Source organism: Zoogloea sp., from assembly GCF_028689785.1.
Classification (GTDB): Bacteria; Pseudomonadota; Gammaproteobacteria; order Burkholderiales; family Rhodocyclaceae; genus Zoogloea.
Genome location: NZ_JAQVCN010000054.1, coordinates 1 through 18,288, shown reverse-complemented (window position 1 = coordinate 18,288; position 18,288 = coordinate 1). Strand labels below are relative to the sequence as shown.

The window sequence follows — 18,288 nt, the reverse complement described above, 5'->3', positions numbered from 1 at the left end:
CGGCGGGGCGCGACTGTATGAAAAACGGGTGACAGCGAGGGTGTCGCGCCCGGCAGTATTCCGAAGGCCGGGGCATTCCGTCAACGCGCTTCGCGGGGTAGAGGCCCGCAGGCCTCGGCGCGGGCCTGCAACAGGGCCCGTTCCCGGGCATTCCGGGTGAGCCCGGCGGCGCGCAGGAACTCGGCGCGGGCTTCGGCGTGGTGCCCCAGGCGGCTCAGCAGATCGCCGCGCACGGCGGGCAGCAGGGGGTAGCCATCGAGACTGCCCTCGCTGTGCAGGTGCTCGACGATCTCCAGCCCCGCCTCCGGGCCAAACGCCATGCCTACCGCAACGGCCTGGTTGAGGCGCACCACCGGGGATGGGGCGATGCGCGCCAGTACGTCGTAGAGGGCTGCGATGTGGGTCCAGTCGGTATCGGCGGCCCGGGCGGCTCGGGCGTGGCAGGCGGCGATGGCAGCCTGCACGGTGTAGGGGCCGAGGGGGCCGGGCAGGGCCTCGGCCCGGTTCAGGGCATCGAGGCCACGGCGGATCAGCAGGCGGTCCCAGCGGCTGCGGTCCTGCTCCATCAGCAGCACGGGGCTGCCGTCGGGGGCCAGGCGGGCGGCGAAGCGGGAGGCCTGGATCTCCATCAGGGCCAGCAGGCCCAGCACCTCGCCCTGCGCCGGCAGCAGGCCGGCCAGCACCCGCCCGAGGCGCTGGGCTTCCTCGGCCAGGGCCGGGCGCATCCAGTCCTCGCCGGCGGTGGCGGCATAGCCCTCGTTGAAGATCAGGTAGATCACCTCCAGCACCGAATCCAGCCGTGCCACCAGCTCTGCGCCCCGGGGCACTTCGCAGGGCACACGGGCGGCGGCCAGGCTGCGTTTGGCCCGCACGATGCGCTGGGCGATGGTGGCTTCGGGCTTGAGGTAGGCCCGGGCGATCTCGGTGGTGGACAGGCCACCCATCACCTTGAGGGTCAGGGCGCAGCGGGCCTCGGGGGGCAGCACCGGATGGCAGGCGGTGAAGATGAGGCGCAGCACGTCGTCGCCCACCGGGTCGTCGAGGGCGGCGTCGATGCGTTCTGCGGCGTCGTCGGCCGCGGCCTGGTGGGCAAAGTCCAGCGCGTGGCCGATGGCGCCCTCCTTGCCGGCGGCCATGGCGGTGTGGCGCAGGTGGTCGAGGGCCCGGTGGCTGGCGGCGGTCATCAGCCAGGCGGCGGGGTTGGCGGGCAGGCCGTCCACGGGCCAGCGCTCCAGGGCGGTGACGAGCACGTCCTGGGCGATGTCTTCGGCCAGGCCCACGTCGCGCACGATGCGCGCCACCCGGCCGATGACCCGCGCCGCCTCCAGGTGCCACAGGGCGACTAGGCTGCGGGCGGTGTCGTCGGGGGGCATCAGCCGGTGGCCCGGGGGCGGCTCAGCATTCCACCAGCATCCGGAAGCCGCCGCAGGCCATGCGCGTGCAGTCGAAGGGCAGGGGGGCGTCCGGCGCCTGCATCTGCGCCATGCGCGGGTCGGCCATCACGGCGGCGTTGATGCGGTCGCGGGCCTCCCGGGAGGGGTAGACGATCCAGGCAAAGATCACCGTCTCGCCCTCTGCCGCGGCGGCGGACTGGCGGAAGCTGACCATGCCGGGGGCGTCCAGGTCGTCGCCGACGCATTCGCAGTAGGCCAGGGCGCCGTGGTCTTTCCAGACCTGGCCGGCGAGCGTGGCGATGGCCTTGTAGTCGTCGATCCGGTTGGCGGCGAGGGGGATCAGGAAGCCATCCACATAGGTGTCCATGGCAGTTCTCCGGGCGGGGTCAGAGGACGTGGCAGGGTGCGCATTCGCGCACTTCCACGGTGGCCCAGGCGACGGCGGGGCAGCGTCGGGCGATGGCCAGGGCTTCTTCCCGGGTGGCGACGTCGATGAGGAAAAAGCCGCCCACCATTTCCCGGGCTTCGGCGAAGGGGCCGTCGACGAGCTGGGGCTTGCCGCTGCGGGCGCTGATGCGCACGGCGTGCTCGTCGGTGCGCAGGGATTCGGCGGCGCGCAGTATGCCGTCGGCCTGCAGGCTGGCGGCAAAGGCCATCATGTCGTCGTAGAGGCGGTGGGCCTCGTCTTCGGGGCGGGCGGCGCGCTCGCCGCGGGTTTCGTTGATGAGCAGCAGGTAGGCCATGGGTTGTCCTTTCAGGGGGTGCCGGTGCAGCCCTGCACCGAGGCGGCGATGATCTCTTCGGTACTCATGTCGCGGACGTGGGTGGCCAGGGACCAGGCGTGGCCGAAGGGGTCTTCGACGCGGCCGTAGCGGTCGCCCCAGAACATGTCGGTGGCAGGCAGGGTGACTTTGGCGCCGGCGGTTTCGGCCCGGGCCATGGCGGCGTCCACGTCTTCCACGTAAAGGTGCAGGGTCAGGGGCGTGCCGGAAAGGGCCTGGGGGCTGTGGCAGCCCATTTCCGGAAATTCATCCACCAGCATCAGGGGTGAGCCGCCGATGCGCACCATGGCGTGCATCAGGCGTCCGTCGGGGCCGGGCAGGCGGGCTTGCTCCACGGCGCCGAAGGCGCGCACGTAGAAGTCGATGGCCGCGGCGGCGCCCCGGCACACGATGTGCGGGGTGAGGGCGGGCATGTCGGCGGGGATGGGGCTGGGCATGGTGGTCTCCTGGTTGTGGGCGGGTCAGGCCGGGGTGTCGGTGAGGCAGCGCAGGGGGCGCAGCTCGATGTGGGTGGGGCGGCCGGCGCCCCGGGGGTTGGGAAAGCGGCGGGCCCACTCCAGGGCTTCGTCGTGGTTGCGGGCCTGGATCAGGGTGTAGCCGGCCATGAGCTCGCCGGGGGCCGTGAAGGGGCCGCGCTCCACCACCGGCTCCCTGTCACTGTAGTGGAGGCGCCAGCCCTCGCGGCTTGGGGCCAGTCCGGCGGCGTCGAGGAGCACGCCGCGACGGGCCAGGGTGGTGTGGAAGTCGGCCATGGCGTCGATGAGCCCGGCGTCGGGGGGCTGCCCGGCCTCGGATTCGGCACTGGCCTTGATGATGATCAGGAATCGCATGGGGAGCTCCTCTCCTTGCGGCCGGCGTGGGGTGTCGGCTCTCCTGCTGTCGACGGGGCGGCTCGGGCCGGATCGACAGCGATCACGAAATAAATTTCAGGTGGCGCGGCGGAAGGTGAGGTTGATTCGGCAGCCGCCAGTGGCCGGATGCTCGCCCGCGGCCAGGGGCGCCACCCCGTGGAAGTGCAGCCGGGCCGGGCCGCCCCACACCACCACGTCGCCGTGCACCAGAGGCAGGCGCAGGGGCCGGCCGCCGCGGGTGGGGCCGCCGAACAGGAAGGTGGCGGGCAGGCCCAGGGACACCGACACGATGGGCTGGCTCAGGTCGGCCTCGTCCCGGTCCTGGTGCAGGCCCATGCGGCAGCCGGGCAGGTAGCGGTTGATCAGGCAGGCGTCCGGCGCAAAGCCCGGAAAGCCGGCTTCGGCCGCCGCCCGGCGGGCCAGATCGGCCAGGCGCGCGGGCATGGCTGGCCAGGGGGCGCCGGTGGCCGGGTCGGTCGGGCTGTAGCGGTAGCCCCGCCGGTCGCTCACCCATCCCCGTTCGCCGCAGCTGCTCATGGCCACCGACATGGTCTGCCCGCCGGGCGTCTGCATCTGGCGGAAGGGGGCCATGGCGATGACGCCGGCCACGCCGGCCAGCAGCGCAGGGGCCTCGTCCAGGGCAAAGGCGCGCAGCAGCATGGCGCCGGGCTGGAGGTTTTCCCGGGCGGCGAGGGTGTCGGGGAAGAGGTCGGCTGTCATGGGAGGGCAAGTGGCTTGGTGTGTTCGACCCCACGGGGGCTCTTGCAGGCGATGGCTTTTTCCAATCGTGATCAGCGAAACAGGCAATTGGACGTCGTTCCACCGGATGGTGAGAATGGATCCATCAAGTGCATCCGTGCAAGGAGAAAACCATGACTACTCTTCAGTTGGCCCGTTACGAAGTCCAGGCCCAGGCCAGGGGCCAGGCCCGTGTCCACCCCATTCGGTTTGTGGTGGGGGCCGTCATCACCGCCTCGGGGGCGGCCCTCTTTCTTGCCCAAGTGGCGCAGTTTCTCGTCACCGCAATCTGATCTCAGGCCGGGAGGGCGCATGCAGGATAACAATATGGCGGGGGCCGGCTTGGCCCTTGAAGAGGTGGCAGAGGGTGGTGCTTCGGCCTGGCGCGATGCCTGGCGGCGGCAGGTGCGTCGGCATCCGTGGATGACGGCCGGGCTGGCGCTGTCCCTGGCGGCTGTGGCCGTAATGCTGATCTCGGGTATTGCGGGGGGGCTGGCGGGGGGCGGCGCACCCTTGCGTCTGGCGGTTCTTGGGGGGCTGGCCGGCTTTGCCGCGACGGCGCTGGGCGCTCTGGCCGGTATCGCCCTGGGGCGCATCTCGGCACGCATGGAGGACAGCCTGCTCGGCTTCGCTGCCGGCATGATGCTGGCAGCCAGCTCCTTCTCGCTGATCCTGCCCGGCCTTGCCGCCGCCAAGGAGATGACCGGCAATGGCGCCGCTGGTGCCTTGGTCGTGGTGCTTGGCCTGGGGTTGGGGGTGTTGCTGATGCTCGGTCTCGACCGCTTCACGCCCCACGAGCATGACAGCACAGGCCCCTGCGGCCCGGGCTGCGAGCGTATCGGCCGGGTGGGGCTGTTCGTGCTGGCCATTACTTTGCACAACTTGCCCGAGGGCATGGCCATCGGGGTGAGCTTTGCCCGGGGCGAGCTGGACGTGGGCCTGCCCCTCACCAGTGCGATAGCCATTCAGGACATTCCAGAGGGTTTGGCTGTGGTGATGGCCCTGCGGGCGGCAGGGGTGGGGGCCTGGCGGGCCGTACTGATGGCTGGCGCCTCCGGCCTGATGGAGCCCCTGGGGGCGCTGTTCGGCGTAGGCATTGCCGGCGGGCTGGCCCTGGCCTACCCGGTGGGGCTGGGCCTGGCGGCGGGGGCGATGATCTTCGTGGTGTCCCACGAGGTGATTCCCGAGACCCACCGCAACGGCCACCAGACACCGGCCACCCTGGGGCTGATGGGGGGCTTCGCGGTGATGATGTTTCTGGATACGGCGATGGGATAGTCAGGGCCAATCCCCATCAGCGAAATTGCCAATTGGACCGGCGGCGGCGGGATTCCGATACTGGAATCAGCCCCGCCGGACTCCTTTTCGGCGGTGGCCCTGACCCAAGGGAGACTGCCATGAAATCCGCTTACCACCCCGCCGGCCCCGTGATGGACATCGGCATTGCCGACCAGGACCGGGCCGATATCGCCGCCGGCCTGTCGCGCCTGCTGGCCGACAGTTTCACCCTCTACATGATGACCCACAACTTTCACTGGAACGTGAAGGGGCCCATGTTCAACAGCCTGCACCAGATGTTCATGGTGCAATACACCGAACAGTGGAACGCCCTGGACGTGATCGCCGAACGCATCCGCGCCCTGGGGCTCCCGGCGCCGGGGACCTTTGCCGAGTTGGCCCGCCTGACCTCCATCGAAGCCCCCGAAGGCGTCCCCGCGGCGAAGGACATGATCCGCCTGCTGGTGGCGGCCCAGGAGGCCACGGCCCGTACTGCCCGGGGGCTCTATCCGCTGGTGGATGAGGCCAAGGACCAACCCAGCGCCGACCTGCTCACCCAGCGTCTCGAAGTGCATGAGAAGACGGCCTGGATGCTGCGCAGCCTGCTGGAAGAGTAAGGGCTGGTCTTGGGGGGCACCTGATGCAGGGTGACCCGTCGGGGTTTCAGCCCGAAGCCTCTTCCCAGCGCAGGGGCTGGGCGGCGGGGTGGTGTGTGACCTTGCTCACCCGCAGCAGCAGGCGGCGGGGTGGGCCGGGGAGGATTTCGGCGGTGGCGTTGAGCTGCAGCAGGCCGCCCCGGGCAAAGTCGGGGAAGAGCAGGCCGGCCTGCGGGTTGAGCAGCAGGTTGCCCAGGGTGTTGAAGTAGTTGTTGCCGGCGAAGTCGTCGATGCCCAGGGTGTTGCCCTCCACGCTGATGAAGCCCGGCGGGCCGCCCCGGTGGGAGACGTCCACTCCGTGGGCCGGGTCGGCGTCGTCTGACGGGTGGGCGGTGGCGATGAAGAAGGTGTCGGCGGCCGCTATCCAGGCCCGCTCCGCCTCGTTCAGGGAGAGCCTGTGCTCGGCTCGGGCACCGGGTTTCCAGCTCGGGTCGAACACTGCGCGGCGTGGCTGGATGTACTTGGGGCAGTTGCCGAAGCTCTGGGTCACCTCCAGGTGCAGGCCGTCTGCCCCGCGGGCCTGCACCCGGCCGTTGGCCCGGTTGCGCCGCCGGGTGTGGGGCTCGATGCCGAGCAGGCCGAAGCGCGCACCTGGGGTCAGCAGGGGGTGGAGGGGATCGTCGGGTGCCGGCAGGCTGGCGAGCTGGAGGTGGCGGCTGTCGGTGGCCGTAAGCAGGCCCGGCGGGCCTGCAAGCAGCGTGGCGTGGGGCTGACCGCCGGGATCGGTGGCCGCCAGCACCACGAAGGGCAGGCCGGCGAAGAAGGCCCGGTGCTGCTCGGGCATCTCCTGGCGGATCACCCGTGTGCCCACCTCGGCGAGCCGCTCGCGGCTGCCCGCGGCGGCCTGGAGGGCCGCCTCTCCGCTGTGGAAAACGCTGCCCATGATGCTCAGGCGCGCAGCCCGGCGGCGGTCACCGGCATCGGGAAGAAGCCGGGCAGGGCTTCCACCCGGGCCAGCCAGGCGCGGATGGCTGGGTAGGCGTCCAGGGACACATTGCCCTCGGGCGCGTGGGCGATGTAGGTGTAGTTGGCCACGTCGGCAATGGTCGGTGCGTCGCCGGCCACCAGCCAGGGGCGGTCGGCCAGCTCCTGCTCCATCACGGCGAACAGGGCGTGGGCGCGGGCGATCACTTCTTCTGCGCGGAAGTCCATCTTGAACACGGTGATCAGGCGGCCTGCACAGGGGCCGAAGGCGACCAGTCCGGCGGCCACCGTCAGCCAGCGCTGGACCTGGGCTTCCGCAACCGGATCGGAAGGCAGCCAGTGGGCGGCGCCATAGCGGCGGGCCAGGTACACCAGAATGGCGTTGGAGTCGGCTACGGTCACGTCGCCGTCCTGGATCACCGGTACCTGACCGAAGCGGTTCATGGCCAGGTAGGCGGGGGTCTTCTGCTGCCCGCCGAGGAGGTCCACATCCACTGGCGTGACCGGCAGGCCGAGCAGGGACAGGAAGAGTTCGGCCCGGTGGCTGTGACCGGACAGGGTGAAGCGGAACAGGCGGATGGCTTGGGTGGGGTGTGTCATGGCAGGCCTTTCTGGGGAGAGGGACGGTGGGGAGCTGCTGAGACGCAGTGTGGTTTAATCCGTGATCCGGATAAATGCCGGGGTATGGATTTGACTCTTCCGTTTAGTGGAGTAATTGCCATGGACAAGCTGAAGGCGATGGCGACCTTCGTGCAGATCGCCGAGGCGGGCAGCCTGAGCGCCGCGGCCCGGGCCAGCGGAGCCTCGCTGCCGGCCGTGGTGCGCACCCTGGCGGCCCTGGAGGCCGAGCTGGGGGTGAGGCTCTTCAACCGCAGCACCCGGCGCATCGCCCTGACCGGTGAGGGACGTCATTACCTGGACAGCTGCCGCGACCTGCTGGCCGCCCTGGCGGAGGCGGAGTCGGCGCTGCGTGACGAGGCGGGCGACCCCTCCGGCCTGCTCACGGTGACGGCACCGGTATTGTTCGGGCAGATGTATGTAGCGCCGGCAGTGACGGCCTTCGTCCAGCGCCACGCCGGCATGCGCTGCCGTCTGCTGCTGCTCGACCGGGTCACCAACCTGCTGGAGGAGGGGATAGACGTGGGTGTGCGCATCGGGCACCTGGAGGATTCGTCGCTGATCGCTCATCCGGTGGGCAAGGTACGCCGCATGGTGGTGGCCAGCCCGGACTACCTGGTCCGCCAGGGTGTCCCCACCCACCCGCGGGCGCTGCTGCAGGGCAACTGCATCGGCTTTTCGGCCGGTGGCGGGCCTTGGTGGCGTTTCGAGGAGAAGGGGCGAAGCTTTACCGTGCCGGTCACCGGCAACCTGGAGTTCAACCATGTGGCGCCGGCCGTGGATGCCTGTGTGGCCGGCCTGGGTTTCGGCATGTTCATCTCCTACCAGGTGGCGCCGCACCTGGCGGCCGGGCGCCTGGCCGTGGTGCTGGAGGATTTCGAGGCACCACCCCGGCCGATCAGCGTGGTTCATCCCCACGCCCGTCTGCAGCCGGCGCGGGTGCGGGGCTTCGTGGCCTGGGTGCGGGAGGCGCTGGAGGTGGCAGGCCCTTGCTGGTGAGGCATGCAGGTGGGGCAGAGGGGCCGTGGGGTCGACTTCATTTGACCCCATGGGGGAAATGGCACGATGGCGCCTGGGGCGGGCCCGGCTTCGGTACGGAGGGCATGACCAGAGGGTAGAATCGGCGCTCCCCCATCAGGGACGGGCCCTTCGACCCGCCCCCCGTGCACCGTCATGAAACCGAGTCTGAAAATCCCTGTGTCCTGCGTGTTTGCTGCGCTGTTCCTGACTGCCATGGGGGGGCCGGCGGTGGCTCTGTCGCCGCAGGAGGTATTTACTCGCGTGGCACCGGCCGTGGCGGTGCTTGAGGTGCGTGACGGGGAGGGGCGGGTGGTGGGGCGCTACTCGGCGACGCGCTGGGCGGCTGGCCGCTTTGTGACCGTGTGCGAGACCCTCGACGGGGCCGCGAGCCTGCATCTCGGCACCGGGCCGCAGCCCCTGCCGGCGCGGGTCGTGGCCCGGGATAGCGAGCGCAACCTGTGCCTGCTGGCTGCCGATGGGGATCAGGGGCCGGCCCTGCCGCGGGCCCGCCCCTCGGCACCCGGGGGGAGGGTGTTTGCGGTGTCGAATGCGCTGGGCCTGGGGGTCGGCATCTCCGAGGGGATGCTCTCCGGGGTGCGGCACTTTGCGGTGGGGGATTACATCCAGTTCTCGGCGCCCATTTCGCCGGGCTCGGAGGGCGGGGCGCTGGTGGATGAACTGGGGGCCCTGGTCGGGATCATCGACTACCGTCGGCGCGACGGGCAGAACGTCAATTTTGCGTCCCTGGCGCCCTGGGGTGACGAGATCGAGGGGCGGGCCGCCCACCGCGTGGAGCAGCAGCAGCGCTATGACGCCGCTTCGGCCCTGCTCAAGGCCGAGGGCTGGAGCGAGCTGCAGACCTTGAGCGCCGACTGGGCGCGGCGCGAGCCGGACAGCGCCGATGCCTGGCGCTTCGCCGTGTCGGCGGCCCGGGGCCTGCGCCAGCGCGACAAGGAGCTGGAGGCCTGGCGTGCCCTGTGGCGCATCAGCCCGGACCGCCCCGACGTGGGTTACGGATTGGGGCAGGCCTTGGTGGCGGCCGGTCAGGGCCGCGAGGCCCTGATCCATGCCCAGGCCCTGGTGGCCGGACACCGGGAGTACGCACCGGCCCGTCTACTGGTCGCTCAGTTGCACCACGGGGCGGGTCAGTACCGGGAGGCCGAGGCGGCCTACCGGGAGACCATCGACCTCGACCCCTGGCAGATGCCGGCCCACTGGGGCCTGGCGGATCTGGCCCGGTTGCGTGGCGATCACGCCACCTCCATCTCCCTCTACACCCGTCTGGCCAGCCTTTACCCGGAAGCCCCCGGGCCCCGCTATGGGCTGACCCAGGCCTACCTGAACGCAAACAAGCCCGAGCGCGCCTACGGTGTGCTCGCTCGCCTGCCCGACAAGGATAAGGATGACGCGTCTGCCTGGTACTGGCGCGGTGTCGTTGAAGCGCGCCTGGGGCGGCCGGAGGCAGCGATCCGCGCCTTCCGGGAAAGCCTGGCCCGTGATCTGCAGGGCCCCGACCGGGCCTGGGTCGGCCTGGGCCTGGCCTACTACGAGATGAAGCGTTTCCCCGAGGCCATCGCCGCTTTCGAAGCCGCCCGTAGCGCCAACCCCGCGGAGGCCTACTGGGATTACCAGCTGGGGGTGATGCTGAAGGACGGGGGCCGCCCGCAGGAGGCCCTGGCACGTTTCCAGGCCCTGGCGGCTCAGGCCCCCGACGAGGCACGCAACTGGCGCCAGGTGGGTTTCACCCTGTCGATCCTGAATCGCCAGGAGGAGGCCGCGCCTGCTCTCATGCGCTCCCTGCAGATCGACCCGATGCAGGCCAAGGTGTGGGCGGCGCTGATTGAGGTCCAGCGGCTGCGGGGGCGGCATGATGAGGCCCTGGATGCTTACGACAAGCTCCGCGCCGTCGACGGCAAGGCCGCCGAGGAGGCCTGGCGGGCCAATTTTGCGGCCTTCGAAGACAAGGGAGGCGCACGATGAAGCCGATTGTGTGGATGCTTGCAGGGGTGCTCGGGGCGGCCGGCGGCCCGGCAGCGGCCGAGACGGACGATGCGAAGCGGGTCTTCGCGCTGGTGTCGCCCGCGGTGGTGACCCTGCGCACGGAGGATGGCGCGGGGGGCGCCGAGGGCCAGGGCAGCGGCGTGGTGGTGGCGCCGGAGCGGGTCGTCACCAACTGCCACGTGATCGAGAACGCCCCGGTGATTCGAGTGTTCGTGGGCGACAGGGGGTTGCCCGCCACCTGGCTGCGCCGCAATGCCGTCCAGGATCTGTGCCTGCTGCAGGTGGATGGCATGGGCGCCGCCCCGGCCAGGCTGCGCCAGGGGCCGGCGCCCCGGGTGGGCGAGCCGGTGTTCGCGGTGGGCAACCCCCTGGGTTTTGGCCTGGCGGTGAGTGCCGGCCTGGTGGCCGCCGCCGAGCAGACCCAGCCCTATCCTTACCTGGTGAGCACCGCGCCCCAGTCACCGGGCTCCAGCGGCGGCGGGCTGTTCGATCGGGAGGGGCGCCTCGTCGGCGTCACCCGGGCCATCCTGGGTACGGGGCAGAACCTCAACATGGCCATGTCCGCCGCAGGGGTGGCTGCGCTGCTGGCGGGTGGAGATGCGCCGCCGGCCCCGGTGGTCATTCCGCCCCGGGAGAAGCCATGGCCCGCTGACGCGGAGAACCTGATTCGAAGCGAGGACTGGGGCGGGCTTGAGGCTCACGCCCGGGCCTGGACGGCTGCCCAGCCTGATGCCGCACCCGGGTACGCTGCCCTCGGCCAGGCCTTGCTGAGGCTGCAGCGCCTGCCGGAGGCCGAGGCCGCGCTACGTCGGGCCCTTGATATTGATCCCTTCCTCTTCTGGGCATGGACTCACCTCGCCATGCTGCAGTATTCGCGGGGAGAGTCCGATGCTGCTGAGGCCAGCTTGGCCAAGGCGGATGCCATCCAACCCGTCAATTCCGAAACCGCGGTACGCCGTGCCGAGTGGCTGCGCGGGCAAGGGCGCCTGGACGATGCGCGTGCCCAGGCCAAGGAGCTTGTCCGGCGTTCTCCGGGGTGGGCCCCGGCGTGGCGTCTGCTCGGTCAGATTGAGGACGAGATGGGTTTGTCCCAGGACGCGGCGCGGGCTTTGGGCGCCGCCGCGCGCCTGGGGGACGTGGATACCGTCGCCCGCAACCGCCTGGCGGAACTCTATGCCCAGTCGGGCAAGGTTGAGGAGGCGAGCCGCGTGTCTGCAGGGGCTGATAGAGGCCGGCGGGAGCAGGCCCGCACCCAGCTTGTGCTTGGGCAGGGCGAGCTGAAGCGCGGCCGCCTGGGCCCGGCCGAGGAGGCCATGCGCAAGGCGGTGGCTCTGGCGCCGGATCTGGCGGACGGGTGGTCGGGGCTGGGGGTGGTGCTGATGCGGCTCGGGCGACCTGCCGACGCCGAGGTCGCGGGTGAAAAGGCCCTGGCCCTGGCGCCGACTCATGCGGATATGTGGGCCAACCGGGCGGGTATCCGGATCGAGCTCAACAGGCTGCCCGAGGCCATTGAAGACGCCCAGCGTGCCGTTGAACTCGACCCGAAAGCCCTCCATGGCTGGCGCATGCTCAGTCTGGCCTATCTCAAGGCCGGCAAGCCCCGGGAGGCGGCCATGGCCTACCAGAAGCTGGACGGCATGGTCAGTATGTCTGCCGAAGAGTTGGTGTCATGGAGTGAGGCCGTGCTCGGCAGCGGCAATCCGGACCAGGCCCTGGTCATCCTGCGCCGGGCCGAGGCGGCCGATCCGCAGTCGCTGCGCCTGTGCCTGACCACCGCCCGGGCCCTCGGTGCCAAAGGCGACATGGCTGGCGCGCTGGCCTACGAGGAGCGTGCGCTGGTGATCGACCCGGTGAGCGTGCTGGCATGGAGCGGCAAGGGCTATGCCCTGATGAAGCTGGGCCGCCTGGCCGAAGCCATCGAGCCGCTGGAAACCGCCGTGCGCCTCGATCCGAACATGGCCAATGCGTGGATCAACCTGGGTGAGGCCCAGCTGCGCAACCGCAACCTGGGGCGGGCCATCCAGGCCCTGGAAAAGGCCTTGACCCTGAGCCCGACGGCCCAGGATGCCCGCTACTACCTGGCCCAGGCCTACCTGGCCGCACGCATGCCCCAGAAAGCCCGGGACAATGCCCTGCGCTTGCTGGAGCGGCAACCGGGGGCTGTGCCGGTGATGACCCTGGTGGTGCTGAGCCACCTGATGGAAAACAACATCCAGGCCGCTGGTGACGCCTATGTGCCACTGCGCGCCCGCTCCCCCGAGGCAGCCCGGCAGCTCCGTGAGCGGGCCATCGCCAGCGGTGTGGCCGCCGCCCGCAGCTGGCCCGAGTAAGGCCCGGGCGCTTCCGGCGGCTCAGAGGGTGTGAAGAAATCGTAGCGTGCGGTTCGAGTTCGCCCCGCGCAGTAGATTTATTCACACCCTCTCAGCGTTCCCGCTGCCACAGCATCCCGTGAGTGACGATGAACTGGTACTTGCGGGCGTGCTCGCGGATCACCAGGGGCACCTCCTCTTCCCGGCGCAGCACGAAGCCTTCTTCAAGCAGGTAGGCCTTGAGGGCGTCGGCACTTCTGACGGGCTTGCCGTCCTGCTCGAAGCCACCGAGCCAGGCCTCCTTCGGCGTGAATTGTTCCAGCCACGAATAAGGCGAGAACAGGGCCACCAACCCCCCCACCCTGACCAGCCCCCGCGGCCCGCCGAGGCGCCCGAGCAGGGCCTTGGGGCTGGGCAGGCGGCACAGCAGGTTGGCCATCAGCACGGCATCCAGATCCACCAGTTCGGCGGGCAGGGAACAGGCGTCGGCCTGGCGGAAGCTCACCCGGCTGCGGTCGATGGCCGGGTCGATGCGGGCCGTCAGGGTCTGGCCCAGGTCGCCTTCGTCGCGCCGGAACCAGGGGCGGCTACCGTCTTTCTGCAGGGTGTTGGCGGCGTCGATGAAAGCCCGGGACAGATCCACCCCGAGCACCTCCTTGAAGCCCCGGGCCAGCTCGAAGCTGGCGCCGCCGACGGCGCAGCCAATGTCCAGGGCCCGGGTGGTGCCGCTGGCGTACTGGCGGGCGCCGTCGATGAGCCAGTCGGCGCAGCGCTGGGGAAAGGCCGTGGTGCGCTGGGGGCCGCCTGGCCAGGGCATCTGGGTCTGGGGCTCGCCGTGGTGGAGGAGCATGTAGTCATCCACCATGCGCGCGTCCTCGTACACCTGCCGGCCGGAGTCGGCCATGGCGAGCTTGATGATGCCACCATCGTGGTCCGCCTGGACGACACGGAAGCCCGCATGCTGGAAGAAGTGGGGGCGGAAGTGGAAGCGCGCCCATACGCCGGCCTCGTCACCACAGGAGATCCACGAGCCGCCCAGGATCATCTGGTGCTGGCCGTCGTAACAGGGGGTGGAGAAGTCGTCGTAGTAGGGATGGACCTTGCTGCCCGGCAGGGGATGGAAATCGTCCCCGTGCCATTGCCAGACGTTGCCGAACACGTCGCGAGCGCCGCTGCCGGCCGGCTGGCCGGCGTCCACCGGCCAGGGCGAGCCGTGGGCGAGCTGGCTGTTCCAGCCAAGGGCCTGGCCCAGGCGGGTGCCGTCGTGGTGGGCGGCGGGGTCGGTGCTGGCCCACGAGGCCTCACGCAGGGCGTGATGTTCGGCCTCGGTGGGCAGACGACAGGGAATGCCGTCCCGGGCGCTGCGCCACGCACAGAAGGCGGTGGCCTCGTGGGCGTTCACCTCGGCGGGCCAGTTCCACGGCATCGGGATGGTCTCGAAGAGGGTGCGCAGGCGGTATTGATGCAGGCCAGCGGGGCCGTCGGGCACCCAGAAGCACGGCCATTTGCTGTTGCGGAAACCACGCCACTCCCAGCCGGCCTCGGTCCACCACTGGGGGTCGAGATAGGCGCCGCTCTGAATGAACTCAAGGAAGGCGCCGTTGCTGACCAGCTGGCTATCCACCCGGAAGGCCTGCACGGCCACGTTGCGCTCGCCGTACTCGTTGTCCCAGCCGAAGCTGGGCCAGTTGCGGGGTTTGCCGATCCGTACCTGTACGGCGGGCTGGTCCACGAAGCGCGGTAGGGGGTAGTCGATGCCAGCGGTGGGCGGGAAGGGGGCCACCGTGCCGGCGCTGGGGTGCAGGGCGGGCCACTCGGGCGGCCGCTGGACGCAGTCGATGGGCAGCTCGCGGATCAGCACGGACGAGGTTTCCAGGTGGATGCGCTCGTGCTCGAAGCCCAGGAACAGCGCCCACAGGGGGTGATCCATGGTGATCGGCGCGTGGCTGGCGGCGAGGTCGGGGTGGGTCTCGATGAGCTGGCGCACCGTGGTGTAGACCTGCTGACGATAGCTGTGGGCTTCGGCAAAGCTGGGCCACAGCATCTCGTTCTTGGACATGTCGTCCCAGCGCATTTCGTCCACGCCGGTTTCGAAGATGCGCTCGAAGTAGGGGTTGATGGGGTTGTCGATGAGCCCGGCGACCCGCAGCTTGTTGATGTAGAGCGCCGCCGGATGGCAGTAGTAGAACAGCATGGGGTGGCGCAGGTGGTGGTAGGGCGGCCGATAGAAGGCGGCCTCGCCCTGCAGGCTGGCAAAGAGCAGCTCAGTGAGGGTCCAGCCGTTGTCGAACACGGCCAGGACCGATTCGCGGGTGCAGGTGTCGAGCTGCGGCTGGGGCAGGGCGGTGAGGCGGCCGTTGGGCAGGCAGCCGGGACACTCGGCGGGGGGCAAGCCCGTCCACCACCAGGTCGGGCGTGGGCCGTGCAGCAGGGCGTCGTGTTCGCCCCGAAGGTTCTGCCGCCAGGGTTCCACTGCGGCAGGGATGGCCGGTTCGAGGATGGGGTGGGACATGCGGGTCTCCTGGAAGGCTTCGTTGTTCTGGCTGCGGGTTCAGGCGAAGAGTTCGGCCTGGGCCGGTTGCGGGGAGGGGTGTTCTGAGAGGGCATCGCGGCGGCTCAAGCCGGCCACGCGCACGCCGAGCAGGCGGATGCGCCGGTCGAGCTGCACACGTCGTGCGCATTCCCCCGCCGCCCGGCGGATGGCCGCCGCCTCGCCGGTGGGGGCGGGCAGGGTCTGGTCGCGGGTGACGGTGTGGAAGTTGTCGAAGCGCAGCTTGAGGCCGATGGTCTTGCCCACGTAGCCCTTGCGCGCCAGGTCGGCGGCGAGCTGCTCGCACAGGCGGGTGAAGTGCCCGGAGAGCTCGGCCTTGTCGGCGCGAGGGTGGAGGTCACGTTCGAAGGTTGTCTCCCGGGACAGGCTCTTGGGCTCGCTACGAGTGACCACCGGGCGGGTGTCGTCGCCGTGGGCGGCGCGGTGCAGCCACACCCCGTAGCGCTCGCCGAAGTGATCCTGAAGCCAGGCTGGGTCGGCGGCGGCCAGATCGGCGATGCTCACGATGCCCAGGGCTTCCAAGCGTGCGGCGGCCTTGGGGCCGATGCCGTTGATGCGGCGGGCCGGCAGGGGCCAGATGCGCACGGGGATGTCCTCGGCCGCCACCACGGTGATCCCGGCGGGCTTTTCCAGGTCGGAGCACAGCTTGGCCAGCAGCTTGTTGGGTGCCACGCCCAGGGAACAGGACAGCCCGGTGGCCTCACGCACGGCCTGCTGCAGGCGCAGGGCGATGGCCCGGGCGCCGTCGCGGCTGCCATCGGGGTTGAGGGCGGTGAGGTCCAGGTAGATCTCGTCGATGCCCCGGTCTTCCATCTCCGGGGCCATCGCGCACACGGCGGCCTTGAACAGGCGCGAATGGTGCCGGTAGGCGTCGAAATCGGCGGGCAGCAGGATGGCGTCGGGTGCCAGCTGGGCGGCCTTCATCAAACCCATGCCCGAATGCACCCCCAGCGCCCGTGCTTCGTAAGTAGCGGTGGTGATCACCCCGCGCCCCACATAGCTGCGCAGCCGCGGAAAGTCCTCCAGCCGTTCGCCTGTGGCGGCCCTGCGCCCTCCCACCACCACTGGCAGCCCGCGTAATTGCGGGTAACGCAACAGCTCAACCGACGCGTAGAACGCGTCCATGTCCAGGTGGGCGATGCTGCGGGGGAGGTGGGGCATGGGGCCGAAAGGGGCGTGCGGAAGATCCAGGGCTTCTATTCTGCACTACCGCGTGATGGCGTGCTGCGGCGTCGTCCGGGGGCCGGGCAGCCGGTGTGAGCTGCCCGGCAGAGGGCGTCCGGGGGCTGTGCTACATTTCCTCCATAAGGAAGTTCCCTCGGTATGGAGATTGGATGATGGTCAAGTTTAATGTTCTGGGCCCGGTTACCCTGGCTCTGGTGGCCGTGGCAGGCCTGTCGGCATGTTCGAGCAACCCGGAGAAAAAGGAGGCGGCGGCTGCCCCGGCGCCCCAGGCTCCGGCCCAGGCGCCGGCAGCACCCCCGCCCGCACAACCCGCCGTGGCCCCGGCGCCGGTCAAGGTGGAGGCCCCCGTCAAGGGCAAGAAGGGCGCCAAGGGCAGCAAGACGGCCAAGCAGGCCGCGCCGGCACAGAGCGTCGAGGCGGCGCCTGCGCCGGCCCCCGCTCCTGCTCCGGAAAAGACCACCGAGAAATCCTCCGAGCCGGGTCCGGGCAAAATCGGGCCGGGCATGAACGCCCGCGGCGAGGTGGTGGACTCGTCCAAGGTGGAATCAGGCTATGGGCAGAAGGTGAAGGGTGTTCGTGACTACGAAGGGGAGATCACCGGGCGCCCGGCCCCGGGCAGCAAGTTCACCCGCCTGCAGATCGGCATGCCCCTCAAGCAGGTCACCGACCTCATCGGCCAGCCCTCGGATCAAGGGGCCTACATCACCGGCAAGGCCTTTATCCCCTTCTTCTTCGGCGGAGACCGGCATCGCCAGGAGCTGGTCTACAAGGGCCAGGGCCGGCTGATCTTCGCCGGCGGATCGGTGGGGGATTTTGCCGGTGCCAACCTGATCTGGATCATCCATAACGCCAACGAGCCGGCGTACCGCTAAGTTCGAAGGCCGGTGCAGGGGGCGTTCTCGTTTCAAACCCTGGCGCCCGGCAGGGCGCCACACGCGAGTGGAGGCAAGACAATGACCGAGCTAACCCTGCACGGCAAACGCATCCTGGTTACCCATGCCGACGCCTTCATGGGCCCTGTGCTGTGTGATGTGCTCGCCCGGCGTGGCGCCACCGTGATTGCGAGCACCGATGCCTTGCTGACGCCGGAGGCGCCTGCGGCCCTTGTCGAGGCATCGGGCCAGATTGACGTCATGGTTGCCAACCTGGCCATCCGCAATCCGCGAACGTCGGCCATCGACGTGAGCGAGGCGGAGTGGCGTGAGGTCTTTTCCGCCCTCGTGGACCCGCTGCCGCGCCTGTGCCGGGTGTGCTTCCGGCCATGATCGCCCGACGTGCCGGCAAGATCCTGGTGATGGGCAGCGCCTCGGCCCTGCGTGGCATCAAGGGGGCCACCACCTACAGCGCCGCCCGTGGCGCCCAGCTCGCCTATGTGCAGTCCCTGGGGGTCGAGGTGGCTGGCTACAACGTACAGGTCAATGCCATCGCCCAGAACTTCGTGGACAACCCCACCTACTTCCCGCCCGAAGTGCAGGCCGACCCGCGCTTCCAGGACCGCCTGAAACGCGAGGTGCCCCTCGGCCGCCTGGTGAGCGCCGCCGAAGACGCCGAGTTTGCAGCATATCTGTGCAGCGACGCCGCCAACTGCTTTGTGGGGCAGGTGTTTCCGGTGTGTGGGGGGTGGGTGCAACGCTGATTCCGTCCCTCCTGCTTTCCGGAGGCTCCGACGTCGACCGGCGTTCCCGTGGGGTCGAATTCATTCGACCTCGGACCCGGATTGAAGGCATGCCGATGGTTTAGGCGACTGAGGTCAATGAGATGGACTCCTCCCTCCTTCAACGGCTTCGATGAGCCAGACTGGGAAGTGTCACCCCCCGGTCAATCAGAAAGAAGGAGTCCGTCATGAAGATTACTCGCATTGGCCTTGATCTGGCGAAGAGCGTTTTCCAGGTGTTCGGCGTGGATGCCCAAGAGAAGCGCGTGTTGTCGCGCCAGCTCAAGCGCAAGGAGATCGAAGCCTTCTTCCGGGCCTTGCCCCCTT

19 protein-coding genes and 1 pseudogene are annotated in these 18,288 nt (G+C 69.8%); 10 read left to right on the top strand and 10 right to left on the bottom strand.

Annotation, left to right across the window (positions count from 1 at the left end):
* Positions 1-80 precede the first annotated feature (80 nt).
* From PHI64_RS18360 to alkB, 6 genes are all read right to left on the bottom strand, one after another.
* Positions 81-1,373, bottom strand: a complete 1,293-nt coding sequence (locus PHI64_RS18360) for an RNA polymerase sigma factor (RefSeq protein ID WP_299885923.1) — start codon at positions 1,371-1,373, stop codon at positions 81-83.
* Between the two features lie 22 nt (positions 1,374-1,395).
* Complete coding sequence (locus PHI64_RS18355) at positions 1,396-1,761, bottom strand: DUF1428 domain-containing protein (RefSeq protein ID WP_299885920.1); 366 nt, start codon at positions 1,759-1,761, stop codon at positions 1,396-1,398.
* A 19-nt stretch (positions 1,762-1,780) separates the two neighbouring features.
* Positions 1,781-2,137: a YciI family protein gene (locus PHI64_RS18350; protein WP_299885917.1), complete on the bottom strand. Its 357-nt coding sequence runs from the start codon at positions 2,135-2,137 to the stop codon at positions 1,781-1,783.
* 11 nt (positions 2,138-2,148) lie between these two features.
* A complete protein-coding gene (locus tag PHI64_RS18345) occupies positions 2,149-2,613 on the bottom strand; it encodes a VOC family protein (RefSeq protein WP_299885914.1) in 465 nt (154 codons plus the stop codon).
* Positions 2,614-2,637: 24 nt separating this feature from the next.
* Positions 2,638-3,006: a YciI family protein gene (locus PHI64_RS18340; protein WP_299885911.1), complete on the bottom strand. Its 369-nt coding sequence runs from the start codon at positions 3,004-3,006 to the stop codon at positions 2,638-2,640.
* 96 nt (positions 3,007-3,102) lie between these two features.
* Complete coding sequence (gene alkB / locus PHI64_RS18335) at positions 3,103-3,747, bottom strand: DNA oxidative demethylase AlkB (protein WP_299885908.1); 645 nt, start codon at positions 3,745-3,747, stop codon at positions 3,103-3,105.
* 152 nt (positions 3,748-3,899) lie between these two features.
* On the opposite strand from alkB, the gene PHI64_RS18330 reads away from it, so the two are divergent.
* The 3 genes from PHI64_RS18330 (at position 3,900) to PHI64_RS18320 (ending at position 5,660) form a co-directional block, all read left to right on the top strand.
* On the top strand, positions 3,900-4,058 hold the full coding sequence (locus PHI64_RS18330; RefSeq protein WP_299885905.1) for a hypothetical protein: 159 nt from the start codon (positions 3,900-3,902) through the stop codon (positions 4,056-4,058).
* A gap of 19 nt (positions 4,059-4,077) precedes the next feature.
* Complete coding sequence (locus tag PHI64_RS18325; RefSeq protein WP_299885902.1) at positions 4,078-5,043, top strand: ZIP family metal transporter; 966 nt, start codon at positions 4,078-4,080, stop codon at positions 5,041-5,043.
* 119 nt (positions 5,044-5,162) lie between these two features.
* A complete protein-coding gene (locus PHI64_RS18320; protein ID WP_299885897.1) occupies positions 5,163-5,660 on the top strand; it encodes a Dps family protein in 498 nt (165 codons plus the stop codon).
* A 46-nt stretch (positions 5,661-5,706) separates the two neighbouring features.
* Here the strand turns inward: PHI64_RS18320 and PHI64_RS18315 are convergent, their stop codons facing one another.
* The gene (locus tag PHI64_RS18315; protein WP_299885894.1) at positions 5,707-6,582 is read right to left on the bottom strand and encodes a pyridoxamine 5'-phosphate oxidase family protein; all 876 of its coding nucleotides are present in this window, start codon (positions 6,580-6,582) and stop codon (positions 5,707-5,709) included.
* A gap of 5 nt (positions 6,583-6,587) precedes the next feature.
* Positions 6,588-7,223, bottom strand: coding sequence for a glutathione S-transferase family protein (locus PHI64_RS18310; RefSeq protein ID WP_299885891.1), 636 nt, complete (start codon positions 7,221-7,223; stop codon positions 6,588-6,590).
* A gap of 120 nt (positions 7,224-7,343) precedes the next feature.
* On the opposite strand from PHI64_RS18310, the gene PHI64_RS18305 reads away from it, so the two are divergent.
* The 3 genes from PHI64_RS18305 (at position 7,344) to PHI64_RS18295 (ending at position 12,592) form a co-directional block, all read left to right on the top strand.
* Positions 7,344-8,240 (top strand): LysR substrate-binding domain-containing protein, encoded by an 897-nt coding sequence (locus PHI64_RS18305; RefSeq protein WP_299885887.1) that lies wholly within the window; start codon positions 7,344-7,346, stop codon positions 8,238-8,240.
* Positions 8,241-8,414: 174 nt separating this feature from the next.
* Positions 8,415-10,241 carry a serine protease gene (locus tag PHI64_RS18300; protein ID WP_299885884.1) on the top strand — a complete coding sequence of 609 codons (1,827 nt, stop codon included), beginning with the start codon at positions 8,415-8,417 and terminating at the stop codon, positions 10,239-10,241.
* The gene (locus PHI64_RS18295; protein ID WP_299885881.1) at positions 10,238-12,592 is read left to right on the top strand and encodes a serine protease; all 2,355 of its coding nucleotides are present in this window, start codon (positions 10,238-10,240) and stop codon (positions 12,590-12,592) included. Before PHI64_RS18300 ends, PHI64_RS18295 begins: the two co-directional genes overlap by 4 nt.
* Before the next feature lie 91 nt (positions 12,593-12,683).
* On the opposite strand, the gene ovoA is transcribed toward PHI64_RS18295, so the two are convergent.
* Together ovoA and dinB are read right to left on the bottom strand one after the other, a co-directional pair.
* On the bottom strand, positions 12,684-15,083 hold the full coding sequence (gene ovoA / locus PHI64_RS18290) for a 5-histidylcysteine sulfoxide synthase (protein ID WP_299885878.1): 2,400 nt from the start codon (positions 15,081-15,083) through the stop codon (positions 12,684-12,686).
* Between the two features lie 39 nt (positions 15,084-15,122).
* Positions 15,123-16,283, bottom strand: a complete 1,161-nt coding sequence (dinB, locus tag PHI64_RS18285) for a DNA polymerase IV (protein WP_299885874.1) — start codon at positions 16,281-16,283, stop codon at positions 15,123-15,125.
* A gap of 173 nt (positions 16,284-16,456) precedes the next feature.
* Between dinB and PHI64_RS18280 the strand changes: the two genes are divergently transcribed.
* The 4 genes and pseudogenes from PHI64_RS18280 to PHI64_RS18265 all read left to right on the top strand — a co-directional run.
* Complete coding sequence (locus PHI64_RS18280) at positions 16,457-17,179, top strand: hypothetical protein (protein WP_299885871.1); 723 nt, start codon at positions 16,457-16,459, stop codon at positions 17,177-17,179.
* 81 nt (positions 17,180-17,260) lie between these two features.
* Positions 17,261-17,572: a hypothetical protein gene (locus PHI64_RS18275; protein WP_299885868.1), complete on the top strand. Its 312-nt coding sequence runs from the start codon at positions 17,261-17,263 to the stop codon at positions 17,570-17,572.
* Complete coding sequence (locus PHI64_RS18270; RefSeq protein ID WP_299885865.1) at positions 17,569-17,943, top strand: SDR family oxidoreductase; 375 nt, start codon at positions 17,569-17,571, stop codon at positions 17,941-17,943. The genes PHI64_RS18275 and PHI64_RS18270 overlap by 4 nt, the downstream gene beginning before the upstream one ends.
* Before the next feature lie 206 nt (positions 17,944-18,149).
* A pseudogene (locus tag PHI64_RS18265) lies at positions 18,150-18,288 on the top strand (IS110 family transposase); the annotation flags it as partial.